This is a genomic window from Sphingobacteriaceae bacterium (assembly GCA_002319075.1).
GTDB lineage: Bacteria > Bacteroidota > Bacteroidia > B-17B0 > Aurantibacillaceae > Aurantibacillus.
Window position 1 is genome coordinate 783,683 of sequence record NVQB01000001.1, and the last position, 15,004, is coordinate 798,686.

Genomic DNA, 15,004 nt, shown 5'->3' on the forward strand with positions numbered 1-15,004 from the left:
ATAAGAATTTACAGGGATTATTAATTTGCGGTTGGATCCATAACTCTGCCCATAAAAACGATGGCCTTTGTTTCGTCGTCTACGATATAAAATAAAAACGGGTGATTGGCAATAAATTCTTTCGCTTTCTGTTTCTCTACAATACTTGACGATTCGAGGCACATCACAACCGCCGTAGCCGCCGCTGCCTCAGTACCCTCTTCGTCTATCTCAATAAATGCTTTATGTACTACATCAGAAATATGCAATTTTGTAGTATCACACATTTTTGTAAAATCAGCCTGTTCAGAAAACGCAAGTTTCATTCCCATATTTTTTAAAGGCTGTACTAAATTTAAAGGCAAAGTCATCTTAAATTTCGGAATTGATAGCTTGATTTGCAAGTAACCTGCTTGTTGAAAAACTATATCAAGACTTGATGCATCAATCACTTTTTCAAGTGCTGCAAGATCCGTTATGTTCTGCGGCATAACCATAACCATGCTGTGTTTATTTCCTTTGTAGGGAAGGCGTACCATTTTAAAGGTCCTGTTTTCATAAAAACCCAGTACTGCTTGCTGCGTCATAAAAGGTGTTTCAATGTCTTTACCTTCTTGTCTGTAAAATTTTTCAGGTTTTGTATTGGCTTTATCAAACTTGTTCCACCAGGAGCCTTTAAAATAAATAGCGTTCGTTAAAATCAGGCGCGTATCTGAAGTCACCGTACCTACCGGTAATAAATTCTTTATTTTGCCTTCTGTTTTCTTTTCCACCCAATAATTGATAAGTGCCCGACTTCCTTCAGGATCCCTTACAAAGCTAACTTCCTCCAGCGACGCTTTATAGTTGCGACGATTCAAATCTAAAAAACCAGCTTTGAGATCCAATTTCTTTTCCATCCACAAGCGGTTTGCGACTTTGAGCTGAATTCCGCTTTTTGCGTTTTCCTCAAGGGTTTGAATGTATGAACCGTAATAGTAATGAAACACCTCATCATTGCCAGAAAAGTGCATTACCCTTGCAACTTCGCTCGCTGTGCTACCGTTAGCTCCGGCATTCGCCATAGCCAGCGCTGTGGAAATACTGAAAGGTGAAACAAAAATATTTTTAGTGTTATTTTGCGAGAGCTGATGATACAGATCAAAAGCAAATTTATTGTTATTGGAAGCAACAGTTTTGACTTCTGGTTTTTCGTTGCCGGTGAATAAAATACCGGTACTTAATCCAATCGCGAAATTAATGAGTTTTATACTTAGCATCGTCTTTTTTAATAGAGATGCGCAGCTTTTTAATTTTCCATAAAAAAATCCGCAAAAAATTACATTCCTGAAAAATTCATGTAATCCTGTAAAATAATAATGGCACTGATCATGTCCACTGTATCTTTTGCCTGGCGGTCTTTCTTTTTCAAACCGCCTGATAGCATCGTTTGATGAGCCATAGCACTGGTAAAACGTTCATCGTAACGTTCTATTTTCTTATCTGGAAATTTTCTCTGAAGATGAACAACAAAGGGATCGATAAAACGTGCACTGTCACTTTTATCATTCTGCAGTGTCTTGGGTTCTCCCACAACAATAATATCGACTGCTTCTCTTTTAAAATAGTTTTCGAGATACTCGATAAGATCTTTGCTGTGAACAGTTGTAAGTCCCGTAGCTATTATTCGAAGACTATCTGTCACTGCCAGTCCTACCCGCTTGCTTCCGTAATCAATTGCTAAGATTCTTCCCATTCTTTCAAAATTACGGAATAATTCACAGTCTTAAATGCTTCTGAATTTGTAAATTCGAATCTGAAGCTTATTAAGAAGCTCTGAATACTATGAAAAAAATTGGAATATTAACTTCAGGTGGCGACTCTCCGGGGATGAATGCCTGCATAAGAGCTGTAGTTCGTACGGCGCTTTATCATAATATAGAAGTTATAGGATTTATAAGAGGTTACGAAGGACTTATAGATAACACTTTTTTAAACCTAAACCGGGAAAGTGTTTCCGGGATTATTCAAAAAGGTGGCACTATTTTAAAAACCGCCAGAAGCGAACGTTTCAAAACAGAAGAAGGCCTTCAAAAAGCTGTGCGAACGGTGAAAGAAAATAAAATAGATGGCATGGTAATTATTGGAGGCGACGGGTCTTTCAGAGGTGCTATTGCACTAAGTAAAGTTGCGGGTATCCCCATTATAGCTTGTGCAGGCACCATTGACAATGATCTGGTGGGAACAGACTTTACAATTGGTTACGATACTGCCATTAATACCGTTATTGACGCCCTGGATAAAATAAGGGACACGGCCGAAAGTCACGACCGTGTTTTTGTTGTAGAAGTAATGGGCAGAGATGCCGGCCTCATTGCCTTGCGCAGTGCTATTGCCAGTGGTGCAGAAGCTGTATTGGTTCCTGAATTAAATCATGACCTCGACGATCTTGTGCAAAAAATGAAGAAATGGAGAAGTACAAAAAGTAGTAAAATTATTGTTGTGGCTGAAGGAGACCAGAGTGGTGGTGCATTTAAAGTAGCGGAAATAATAAAAAGGGAGTGTCCAGAATTTGATTTGCGAGTGAGCGTTTTAGGACATATACAGCGCGGAGGAAATCCCTCCTGCATGGAACGTGTAAATGCAAGTATGGTGGGATTTAATGCCGTAAAGGCCTTAATGAATGGCAAAAAGAATGTTATGGTTGGAATAGTAAACAATGAAATAACCTTCACAGCTTTAGAAAATGCTGTAAAACATCATGATACGCTTGACAAAGAACTGGCTGAGCTTATAGAAATTTTAAGTAGCTAAGAACAGTAGTTTTAATACCACAGTAATTATAAAAAAAATCCCGTTTCCTTTACGAAACGGGATTTTTATTTTGACTGTTAAACAACTTATTTAGAGATAATCACTTTTTGATTTACTTGTACATTATCTTTTTGGCCGCTTAAGAAATAGATTCCTTTAGCCAGATCATTTACATAAACCTTGTTATTATTTGCTCCCGATAATTCGATCACACGAATTAATTGTCCAAGGTCATTTACTAAAGTCAATTTTAAATTCACGCCTGATTCAATTACAAACTCACCGTTGTTTGGATTTGGATAGACATTCAGTCCTAAATTTGCACCATTTTGTTCTGCGATTCCTGAACAGCCAGATACTTTAACCTGAATGGTTCCCGTATTGGTACATCCATTCGAATCTGTACCAGTTACGGTATAGTTGGTGGTGCTATTCGGCGATACACTAATTGTTTGCGTATTAAAACCTGTACTCCACAAATAACTATCTCCACCATTAGCGGTAAGCACCATAGTTTCTTTCACACAAATTTGTGTTCTTGACGCCGTGGCTGTAATGGTTGGATTAAAAAACAGATTCACGTCTATCGTTTTTGTACCTGGACAAAGAGAGGCAGATCCCGAAGTGGTTAAACCCGTAAGTGTAAAAACTGTAGCACCTGCAATGGTTGAACTAAATGCCGACTGCGTACCCGACGGAGAACCGCCAGGAACTGTGTACCATTTATAGTTAAGAGCTCCTGTGCCACCGCCTGCCTGCAGGACAATTGTGCCACCCACGCAAGTACTTGTATTTCCTGTAACTGTTAAAGTTGGAATAAACACCCCAATAGCAACTGTTTTGTCAGCATGACACATGGTATTTGTAAAAGTACCGGTAACCGTAAAAATAACCGGACCCGTTACACTACTAATAGGATTTACAATAGTAGATTGCGTTGTTGCACCGTTGCTCCATGAGTAAGTGTTGGCACCGGTTGAATTAACCGACACACTACCACCGCTGCATACCAGTGTTTTATTGGGCACTGCTGTTAGCGTTGGATTACCAAATACCTGAACAAATTGCACAGTGGAAGTACTGCAACCAAAAGAATTATCTCCTGTGATATTAAAAGCGGTACTAGCTGTAAGCGTTTCTGTAATAGGAAATGCAGAGTAAGTATTAGAATTGGCAGAAGATGTAACTGTATAGCTTAACCCCCCTGTAGCATTGATAATTGCCGTGGAGCCAGCACAAAGTGTAGCAGGACTGGATGTTGTAATAATGGTTGGATTCGGATCAGCCTGAACAAATACAGTAGTTGTATTTACACAAGTACCATCATGAGCTGCTACAGTATAAATTGTAGATACTGGTGGGAATGCAAGTGGACTAGCACCTGTAAAAGTAAAGGAAGGAACTGTTGGAGGCACTCCGGGTGAAGTCCATGTGTAAGTCTGGCCACCCGCCACCGTTAGCGTTGTAGGCTTCCCCGCACACACCAGTGTAGGAGCTGCAATGGCGAATACTGTTGGTAAACCATTTGTAATAATAGTTGCAACCTGCGTTGTTGTACACACCGAATTTGCCCTAACAATGGTATAGGTTGAAATACCAGGAACAGCAGGTGTTACAACATAGGAGTTGGTAGTTGCTGTTTGCGCTCCACCCGACCAGTTGTAGCTTGCTGCGCCCGACGCTGTTAGTGTACTGGACTTTCCAAGACAAATAAGTGAGGGAGAGATAACTGAAGTTACGCTCGGAGTGGTAATAACCGTTACGGGAACTGTGGCCGAAGCAGTACAACTTAAAGCGCTGGCAGTAACCACCGTAAAGTTTGCAGAAGTGGATGGCGCATAAGCGGCACCATTCACTATTCCAGGCCCTCCAAACCATGTGTAAGAAGTGCCGGTGCCTATCCCTGTTAAAGAAACCGTACTGCCAGAACATAAAGAAGATGTGCTTGCCACTGCGGTAACGGTTGGAAGCGGGTGAAGCGAAATGGAAGTAATGGCGGATGTACTGCCACAAGCATTAATTCCTGAAACGGTATAAGTTGCACTGGTTGTAGGTACGAAGGCTACTCCGTTAATTAAATTTGCTCCACTACTGCTGGATAAACTATAAGTGGTCGCACCAGTTCCTGTAAGAGTTACTGAAGCATTCGGACAAACTCCGCCAGTTGCCGAAGAGGTGTTAGCCACAGACAAAGAGGGCACAGTGCCGTTTACCTGAACATTTATTGCTGAAGACGATACACAATTAGCAGAGCTTGTAGCGGTTACCGAATAACCGGTATTAGCAGTTGGAGCAACCACTATAGAAGAAGTTGTAGCACCAGTGCTCCATGAAAAATTGCTCACGGCATTCGTAGTAAGCGTTAAATTATTTCCCGCGCAGATAAAAGGAGATACGGTGCTATTATTTACACTGTTTGTTAAATTGATCGAGCAGTTGGAAGTGACAATAATGTCATCCACATAAACACCATCATACGCATTGTCAATACCATCGACAGAATTAAAATTAAACCTGAGCATTATGGTTTGGTTGCTATAGGTGTTTAATGCATAAGTAACGGGCGTCCACGTTGCATTATTTGCAATTAGCGTGTTGGTTGTTGCATTTGAAACCAGGGATGTAAAACTAGTACCTCCATTTGTAGAAATTTGAAGGGAAAGAATATCATAGCTACAATTGGTCGAGCTTCCTGTGCATTCATTTTGTAGATAATAATTGAAGGTCAAAACAGCTCCTGAAGGACCAATAGTCATTGTAGGAGTGTTTAAATTACCGCTAACGGTTCCACTGCTTCCAAACTGGCAGCCGCTACCAACAAAGATGGCATGCCCCGAAACACTGTGCCCAGTAACAGTACTTTGTGCGCAGGAACTGGACCATACCCAATTTGCATTCGAAGAATTTGTAGCGACGCATTGGTTGAGACTGGTAGAAAAAGTCTCTGAAAATAGTATCTGAGCCTTAAATGAGTAATTCATACAAAGCATCAAAGCGAATAGAAAAGTAATTTTTTTCATGTAAGTAGGTAATAGGTTTTAAATTAGTGATTTGTGTGCCTCACTAATATAGGAAAAATTTTAGTAATTATTAACTAAAACCTTCTTAAATATTAACTTTTAACAACCTTGAAAATTCTCAGAACTTGTTCTATTAATTAGTACTCTACCCTTTTACATTTATTCAGCAACGACTATTTTACCTGTGTAAAAGGTATTAGTGTTATTCAGCCCTCTTAAAACATAGAGACCTTTGTCGAGAACATCTAAAGAAACCCTGTAATTATTTTCTGCAGATAACTCTATAACTCTTATTACCTGTCCTAATTCATTCAATAAGTCCAATTTCAAGTCTGAGTCTGATTGAATGGTAAACTGCCCATTGTTTGGATTTGGATAAACCTTCAATCCCAAGTTAGAAGCAGTTAAGTCTGCCACTCCTGTGCAGGAAGATACTTTTATCTGAATTGTTGCTGTACCAATACACCCGTTAGTATCCGTTCCCGTAACAGTATAATTAGTGGTGCCAGATGGGGAGACGTTGATAGTGGGTGTGTTAAAGCCTGTATTCCAAACATAAGTATCGCCACCAACTCCATGAAGTATGACTGATTCTTTAGCACAGATTTGGGTTCTTTGCGCAGTGGCCGTAATAACTGGATTCAGGTACAGATTTACATTTATCGTTTTTGTCGCCGGACAAAGACTTGCTGTTGAAGATGTGGTTAGAATGCTGATGGTGTAAACCGCAGGGGCGGTAATAGGGATGATCAACTGTGAAACTGTGCTAGTTGGGGCGCCGCCGGGAACAGTATACCAGGTATATTTATTCTGACTTGCTCCACTTGCAATCAAATTAATATCTCCACCATTACAAGCACTTGTATTTCCACTAACAGTAATTGTTGGAATAAATACACTTACGGCAACCGTCTTTTCTGTATAACAAAGAGTATTTGTAAAAGTACCCGTCACCGTAAAAATAACAGGACCACTGATAGCATTAACAGGATTCACAACGGCGCTGGAAGTAGCAGCGCCACTGCTCCATAAATATGTATTTGCCCCTGAAGCATTTATTTGAACACTACCACCACTGCAAACAAGCGTTTTAAGCGGCACAGCCGTCAGAGTTGGATTACCATAAACCTGCACAATTTGACTGGTTGAAGTTATACATCCGAAAGAATTATTACCACTAATAAGATAAGCGGAAGTGGTTGTAAGTGTTTCTATAACCGGGAAGACAGCAAAGGTAGCTGAAGTGGCAGAGGAAGTAATTGTATAACTGATACCCCCATTTGCATTAATCGTAGTTGTGGAGCCACTGCAAAGTGTAGCTGGAGCTGCGCTGGTAATGATCGTTGGATTCGGATCTGCATGAACAAAAACCGTAGTTGCAGCCACACAGGTTCCGTCATTAGCCGCTACTGTGTAGGTAGTTGGTATAGGAGGAAAAGCAAGCGGACTGGCGCCCGAGAATGTAAATGACGCTACTGTTGGAGGAGCGCCCGGAGAAGTCCACACATAGGTTTGTCCACCAGCAACAGTTAAGGTTGCCGGCTTTCCTGCACAAACCTGTGTGGGATTTGCAATAGCGAATACTACAGGCAATGAGTTGGTTGTAATGCTTATTATTTTAGTGTCTAGGCAATTCGCATTTGACTTTGTCACGGTGTAGCTGGTAATGCCTGTGTTTGCGGGTGTTGAAAGCATGGTGGGTGTAAAAACGGTTTGCGTTGCACTTGTCCAAGTGTAGTTACTAGCCCCTGTTGCTGTTAATGTGAAAGAATTTCCAATGCAATTTATAAGTGAACTTGAGGTTGGCGCAAGTGTTGGCGTGGTTACCACCGATACAACCACTGCTGCTGAAGCCGTGCAATTTAAAGCGCTTGTGCCCCTTACAACATAGGTACTCGTTAGAGCCGGCGAAAAACTTGTGCCGCTGGTAAAACCACCTGTCCACGTGTACGTAGAGGCATTACTGCCTGTTGTAGTCAATGTGAGTGCTGCGCCGGAGCAAAGTGATGGGGTACTTGCAACGGCAATAACTATAGGTAAAGGAAAAACAGAAACTGAAGATACGGCAGTACTTGTTCCACAGGCATTCGCGCCAGTAACAGTGTAGTCTGTTGTAGTAGACGGTGCAAACGCTACACCGTTGGTAACGGTGCTCGCTCCCCCAGTCCAGCTATAGGTAGTGGCACCGCTTGCAGTAAGCATCACGGTTTTGGTAGGACAAATGCCTCCGGAAGGCGCAGTTGAAGTAACAGTAAGCGTGGGTACCGTACTAAATACATTTACAGTAACCATAGCATTGTAAGTGCAGCTTTGTGAGTTCACTGCCTGCACGGTAAATTCAGTTGTAACACCTGGTGTTACAGAAACTACTGTAGTTGTTGCACCTGCAAAATTTCCTGCAGGAAGCCAGGTGTAATTAGACACACCGCCAGCAGTAAGTGTGGCAGATCCACCCGAAGTGCAAAGATTGGCGGGACTCACACTGGCGGTTAAAGGAACCTGAACTCCTGAAACCGCAAGAATTCCTATTTTTTCGCTGCTGCCACCTGTATTTTTAAAAATAAGCCGTTTAATTTGTTTGCCCTGGTTGGCGCAAAGTATTGGAAAGTCCGTCGCAAAAAAACGGGGATTACCATTTCCACCTTCATTGGCAGGTGTATCATTCGATCTGTTTAACCTGTCAAATCCGTTTACAAAAGCTGTAGCACCAGTATATAACCAGTCGTACACTGTCACACTCGAAAAAGTCTGCGTGCTATTATCTGTAAACCTTACAGTAACACTCATAGTGGTGGGACTAAAAGCATCGGTAGCGAAATTCAGAATGCTTACGCTTTGACAGGCTACGGGACTTATAAAAGTAAGCGAATCCTGCGCGGCATGCGGAACAAAAAGTAAATTGGAACCAGTATAATTTTGTAATTGAAAAGTTTTAGTGGAGGACGATAAAGTGCCATTATTTGGTAAACCATAGGAAGAACTAACCAGGGCAGCATACGCGGCGCTATACATCACATTTACGCCATCAAGAGTGGCACCGGTGGTTAATACAGCGGTTGTATTCTCTGCAATCGCGTCAAGAGTGTAACCACTTGTAGCAATTGGTGAATAAGCTTGTGCCTGACTTTTAAGACAGATAAACACTACAAAAACGAGAAAAGTAATTTTTTGAATCATGGGTTAATTATATGACTTGAATTTACACAAACTATTGCTTCCTAAAATACAAGCTCTCTGATTTCTAAATTATTTAGCTAGAAAAGATTAGGCTACGATTAAGTACTTAAATAATGTTTGTCTGAAAATTTTCAAGTTTAAAAAATTTCTCTCCGAAACAAATTTTTGTAACATTGTGTTATGGAAAAAACCCAAAAACCTATCCTCTTTATCTTCCTCACTATTTTGATCGATTGTATTGGTATCGGCATCATCATCCCTACTCTACCCGCCTTAATACAAAGTTTGAGTGGGGCTGACATCAGCACTGCCGCGAGTTATGGGGGATGGTTAAATTTTTCTTACGCCATCATGTCTTTTATTTTTTCGCCGGTACTAGGTGGCCTTAGCGACCGATATGGCAGAAGACCCATTTTATTACTTTCGCTTCTGGGATTAGGACTCGACTATGTATTTCTTGCTTTTGCACCGACTATTTTTTGGTTGTTTATAGGAAGAATTATTGCAGGAGTTTGTGGGGCAAGTTTCACAACAGCGTCAGCTTATATTGCAGATGTAAGTACAAATGAAAATCGCGCTAAAAATTTTGGAATGATCGGCGCTGCTTTCGGATTGGGTTTTATCATTGGGCCGCTACTGGGTTCTTTATTTGGAAGCATCGATACCCGTGCTCCATTCATAGCCGCTGCAGGCTTCTCGCTGTTAAATTTTTTATTTGGCTATTTTATTTTACCTGAATCTCTCGACAAGGACCACCGCCGTGCCTTTAGCTGGAAACGCGCCAATCCATTCGAATCTTTGTACAGACTTACAAAACATAAAGTCATTTTTAACCTCATTATCATTTTGTTTCTGGTAAACATTGCAGGTCAAGCTATGCCGAGCATATGGACCTTCTTTTGCATTGAACGTTTTAACTGGAACGAAAAAATGATTGGTCTTTCCCTCGCATTTGTTGGCGTAACAGTATCCATCGTGCAAGGCGGACTTATTGGAGTGGCTACAAAAACCTTAGGTGTTAAGCGAAGTATTTTTGTCGGACTAGGATTTATTATGCTGGGCTTTTTTCTTTTTTCTATCGCAAATCAAAGCTGGATGATGTTTGCCTTTATGATCCCTTATGCGTTGGGCGGAATTGCCACGCCTAACATTCAAAGTATTTTAAGTGCCAGGGTGCCTGCTAATGAGCAGGGTGAGCTACAGGGAGGCATTACAAGTCTTATAAGCCTTACGTCCATTATTGGCCCCCTGGTTATGAGTATGTCTTTTACTTATTTCACCAGAAAAAATGGACCTGTATATTTTCCGGGAATTTCCTTCTTCATCGGGGGAGTACTTTCTTTAATTAGTCTCATTTTAAGTTATAACACATTAAAAAAAATGATCCTCCCAAATCATGAACAATCCAAACCCCACTAAGAAATACATTTACATTTGCCTCCTGTTATTTTCGCTGTTCTGGTTTGTTTTTCCCAGAACCGGACACCCTTATGATAACTGGTGCTGGAGCGAATGGGCCCGACATAGCTACACGATGGGTTTGGGTAATGTGTATAATTATTTTACGGATTATGTTCCCCTCTACCATTATATTTTAAAATTTTACCTGTTATTCCAGGGCAGTGAAGAAGAGATCGCTAAGAATATTTATTACCTGAAAATGATCACGCTTGTTTTTCATTTCATAACAGGGTATTTTGTTTTTAAATTAATACGTAATGAAAAAGAAAATGATGACACCACCCTTATTAATGTTTTATTTTACCTGCTGAACATAGGAGTGCTCTATAACGCGGTGGTATGGGGGCAGGTAGATATCATCCTGGGATGTTTGGTATTTATAAGTTGTTATTATGCTTTTAAACACAAAATTTTCCGTTCTCTTTTATTTCTTTTACTAGCACTCAATTTTAAATTGCACGCCATCATCTTTGTTCCTGTAATAGGATTATTTATACTTCCGGATCTTGTTGCCACTTTTTCCTTAAAAAAAACTATCGGATGGATTGCGTCACTCGCCATCGTTCAATACCTGATTGTTCTTCCCTTTATCAATGCAGGAACAATGGAAAATCTCATTAGAGTAGTAACAGGGTCCGTTGACAAGTTTCCGGTTTTGTCTGCTAATGCCTTTAACCTTTGGCATTTTTTCTTTAACGGTGATCTCACAAAAATGTATGATACTGCAACGGCGTTTGGCTTAAGTTACAAAAGCTGGGGGCTCATGTTTTTCTGCGCCACGTCTGCCCTGGCCCTCTTTCCGCAGTTTAAGGTTTTATATCTTTCATTTAAAACAAGAATGCCCGTGTATTTGAGTCTTGAAAAGATCCTCCTCATTTGTTCGCTTATTCCAATGCTCTTTTTCTATTTCAACACCCAAATGCACGAAAGGTATGCACATCCCGCTTTTGCATTTTTGTTAACCTACTGCATTCTGCAAAAAAAACCTGTACTCGCTTTCGTTGCGAGCTCTGCTTATTTATTAAACCTGGAAGCTGTCCTGAAATTTTTACAACTTCCAAAATACTCCACACTTATCTTTGACCCGGATTTTATTTCCTGTCTTTGGCTTATTACCATTATCGTATGCTATTTTCAACTGTACGATCTACGGTTTAGAAAAAAAGTTTTGGCGACCGGCTAATGTGTTTGCACGATCAATTTTTGATGAAAACTCTTATCTGCATTCACGATAAAATAAATACCAGTTGTTAAACCCGTTACCGAAATTTTAAAGCTGTTGCCCGAATTAAGTTCCAATTGACGCACCACTTGTCCTACACTATTCATAAGCTTCAGTGACATTCCCTTTTCTGCCCGCAAATAAAATTCGCCATTGTTTGGATTAGGATAAATTATCACTCCGTTGCTTTGCGTGAGATTCTCATCAGCCAATCCTATGCAACCGAAAACCGTTATAGTCTTAACTGCCAATCCCGAACACCCGTTGGCGCCTGTGCCTGCTACCGTATAGTTGGTGGTAATAGTGGGACTTACGCTGATGGAATTAGACATGATTGCGGTATTTGAATTTTGTAGTGTATATGTAGCTGCACCGGCCACGGTTATAAAAGTGCTTTCATTTCTGCAAATGTTTTGTTTTACACTACCAACCAAAACTGTGGGAGATGGAAGAGGCTGAAGTGTTACCGATGCCGAATCAGAGCAATTTCCATCCTCACCAATAACCGTGTAAACACTTGTTCCCGTTGGAAGAACTGAAACCGATGTACTTATAATATTCATGGGTAACCAGGTGAACGTTGTTGCTCCAACTCCAGTAAGTGTATTCGATTGGCCACTGCATACCAATGCAGGACTTGAGAGGATAGAGATCACCGGCACCGGATCAACATTTAGAATCAGTAGCGTTTTGCTAACGCAGCCATTCTGGTTCTGTACACTTACAGTATAGGCAGTGGTAGTTTGTGGCGACACTGTTACGTTTGCACCCGAAAGGTTTCCGGGTATCCATGTGTAAGAAACGCCCCCACTTGCCGTTAAGGTAGCGGTGCTGCCTAAACAAAGAGAATTTGGATGAGACGAAGAAACAACAGCAAAAGGCAGAGGATTTACAAGCAATGGTACGTTTACGGCAACACTACAGCCATTAGAAGGAAAACAAGTTACCGAAACAATTGTACTGATTGTTGGACTAAAAACCGCTACGGAGCTTGTGAATCCTCCCGGACTCCAGAAATAACTAGTGCCTCCGGTAGCGTTGAGTATGGTACTAGAACCAAAACACACTGCCGTATTACCGCTAATAGAAACCAAAGGCAATGGCAAAACATAAACTGTGATCACATCAGAATAACCGACATTGCTTGTAGAAGTGCTTGCGGCCCGTCGAAAATAAGTGGTTTGCGACAGAGCACCCGGAGCGTAAGTAAGTGAATTGGCTGACGCAATAGTTGTAAAACCGCTATTGACAGATGTTGTAGAAGATTGCCATTCGTAGGTAATCGTACCAGAAGTAACTGAAGCAGACGCTGATGAAGAAAATGAATTGGGTGTTTGTCCGGCACAAATAGTCTGGCTGGCCGTAATACTTCCTCCATACACAGGAGGCGGCGGACAACAATTCCCACCCACAGACAGGCTCTGTGTGCCTGTCCAGCAACCGTACTGCACTTTATGCGCGTATAAACTACTTCCTGAAAAATAATTTAAAAAATAAGCTTCTACCTGATCAACCGTATTACAACCACCCTGGCTTGTAGTATTATTGCACGAATAGCCGCATATAATAGAGCCGTACCCATTAGCGTTTGACAGCGTTGCTGCCGGCGCAAACGATACACTAACAGCAGCCGTTCCAGGAGCTCCTGTGATAGTTGTAGTGGCAATTGAAGCGCCACAGCTGGAATTGTTTGAATTATTAAAACCTGCGTAATGTACAGCTGTGACATTGGCTATAAAGGCTCCGCTAAGATTAACCTGGCAGGCTTCGTAACTGCAAATACCTATTTTTAAATTTGAAATATTCTGATCAACGTTAATCGTAATCGTTCCTCCATCGTAATTTGTAAAAAGCATCACGTTTCCTGACGAACTACAGATAGTTTGAGCGGTAGAAAAAAGCGCGGCGAAAGCTAATACAAGTGTGTAGATTTTTTTCATTGGGTGGTTTTTTGAAATAGTTAGACTAGTTGGGATTAGTTTAAACCTACTAGAATTCAGGCGCTTAGACAAGAAAAATCAAATTTTTATATCTTTTAAAAAGCCGTATCTTTGCGCCTATAAACAAAGACAGATTAATGAAAGATATTTTCGAAAAAATAAAAGCGAATTTAGGTCCGATTGGTGAACATGCAAAGGAATCTCATGGGTATTTTACCTTTCCGAAATTAACGGGAGATATTAATCCGCATATGGAATTTCGCGGTAAAAAATTACTTAACTGGAGCTTAAACAATTATCTTGGATTGGCAAACCATCCTGAAGTAAGACAAGCTGATATTGACGGAGCAACACAATTTGGTCTGGCTGCTCCCATGGGTGCGCGTATGATGAGCGGCAATTCCGATTATCACGAAGCCCTTGAAAAAGGATTATCTAAACTGGTTAATAAAGAAGACACTATACTTTGTAATTTCGGTTACCAGGCAATGGTTTCGGCAATTGATGCGATTGTTGACCGTCATGACGTAATTGTTTATGACGCTGAAAGTCACGCTTGTATCTTAGACGGCGTACGTTTACACATGGGAAAACGTTACGTATTCAAACACAACGATGTGGCTGATTGCGAAAAACAATTAGAGCGCGCTAAAAAATTAATTGAAGAAAACGGAAATAAAGGCGCTATTCTGGTGATTACAGAAGGAGTGTTTGGAATGCGTGGCGACCAGGGTAAATTAAAAGAGATTGTTGATTTAAAGAAAAAATACAATTTCCGTTTATTTGTTGACGATGCTCATGGCATTGGAACAATGGGCGCTAAGGGCGGCGGAACCGGTGAAGCACAAGGTTGCCAGGATGGAGTAGATATTTACTTTGGTACTTTCGCGAAGTCTTTTGCTTTAATTGGTGGATTTATTTCTTCTTCAAAAGAAATTATCACTTACCTGCGTTACAACATGCGTTCTCAGATTTTCGCAAAATCATTGCCAATGCCATTGGTAATTGGTTTACTAAAACGTCTTGACTTATTAAACGCACATCCCGAATACCGCACTAAATTGTGGGACATCGCTACGAATTTGCAAAAAGGATTAGTAGATGCAGGATTTAATATTGGTGATACTAATACCATGGTAACCCCGGTTTACATGAATGGGTCTATTCCCGAAGCAACCAACATGGTAATTGATTTACGTGAGAACTTCGGTATTTTCTGTTCTATGGTTGTGTATCCTGTAATTCCAAAAGGCATGATCATTTTACGTTTAATTCCCACAGCTATGCATACGATGGAAGATGTAAAATACACTATTGAATCTTTCAGTAAAATAAAAGATAAATTATACGGAGGTTTATACATGGCCGACAAGATCCGTGAAGGATTTTCGCAGGCACTTTAAACACTCATT

The 15,004-nt window shown here is 40.8% G+C and carries 9 protein-coding genes; 4 read left to right on the forward strand and 5 right to left on the reverse strand.

The window, feature by feature from the left end:
- Positions 1–20 precede the first annotated feature (20 nt).
- Positions 21–1,238: a scca2/scca1 fusion protein isoform 1 gene (locus CNR22_03460; GenBank protein PBQ30870.1), complete on the reverse strand. Its 1,218-nt coding sequence runs from the start codon at positions 1,236–1,238 to the stop codon at positions 21–23.
- A 59-nt stretch (positions 1,239–1,297) separates the two neighbouring features.
- A complete protein-coding gene (locus tag CNR22_03465; GenBank protein PBQ30871.1) occupies positions 1,298–1,714 on the reverse strand; it encodes a Holliday junction resolvase RuvX in 417 nt (138 codons plus the stop codon).
- A gap of 80 nt (positions 1,715–1,794) precedes the next feature.
- On the opposite strand from CNR22_03465, the gene pfkA reads away from it, so the two are divergent.
- A complete protein-coding gene (pfkA, locus tag CNR22_03470) occupies positions 1,795–2,772 on the forward strand; it encodes a 6-phosphofructokinase (GenBank protein ID PBQ30872.1) in 978 nt (325 codons plus the stop codon).
- An 86-nt stretch (positions 2,773–2,858) separates the two neighbouring features.
- Here pfkA and CNR22_03475 read toward each other — a convergent pair whose 3' ends face one another.
- Both CNR22_03475 and CNR22_03480 read right to left on the reverse strand, forming a co-directional pair.
- Positions 2,859–5,792: a hypothetical protein gene (locus tag CNR22_03475; GenBank protein ID PBQ30873.1), complete on the reverse strand. Its 2,934-nt coding sequence runs from the start codon at positions 5,790–5,792 to the stop codon at positions 2,859–2,861.
- Between the two features lie 159 nt (positions 5,793–5,951).
- Positions 5,952–8,969, reverse strand: a complete 3,018-nt coding sequence (locus CNR22_03480) for a hypothetical protein (protein PBQ30874.1) — start codon at positions 8,967–8,969, stop codon at positions 5,952–5,954.
- A 180-nt stretch (positions 8,970–9,149) separates the two neighbouring features.
- Between CNR22_03480 and CNR22_03485 the strand changes: the two genes are divergently transcribed.
- Positions 9,150–10,388 carry a tetracycline resistance MFS efflux pump gene (locus tag CNR22_03485; GenBank protein PBQ30875.1) on the forward strand — a complete coding sequence of 413 codons (1,239 nt, stop codon included), beginning with the start codon at positions 9,150–9,152 and terminating at the stop codon, positions 10,386–10,388.
- Entirely contained in the window at positions 10,366–11,613 is a 1,248-nt protein-coding gene (locus CNR22_03490; protein PBQ30876.1) for a hypothetical protein, read from the forward strand. Before CNR22_03485 ends, CNR22_03490 begins: the two co-directional genes overlap by 23 nt.
- Here the strand turns inward: CNR22_03490 and CNR22_03495 are convergent.
- The gene (locus CNR22_03495; protein PBQ30877.1) at positions 11,610–13,592 is read right to left on the reverse strand and encodes a hypothetical protein; all 1,983 of its coding nucleotides are present in this window, start codon (positions 13,590–13,592) and stop codon (positions 11,610–11,612) included. The genes CNR22_03490 and CNR22_03495 overlap by 4 nt on opposite strands.
- Positions 13,593–13,729: 137 nt before the next feature.
- Between CNR22_03495 and CNR22_03500 the strand changes: the two genes are divergently transcribed.
- A complete protein-coding gene (locus CNR22_03500; GenBank protein ID PBQ30878.1) occupies positions 13,730–14,995 on the forward strand; it encodes an 8-amino-7-oxononanoate synthase in 1,266 nt (421 codons plus the stop codon).
- Positions 14,996–15,004: the final 9 nt, after the last annotated feature.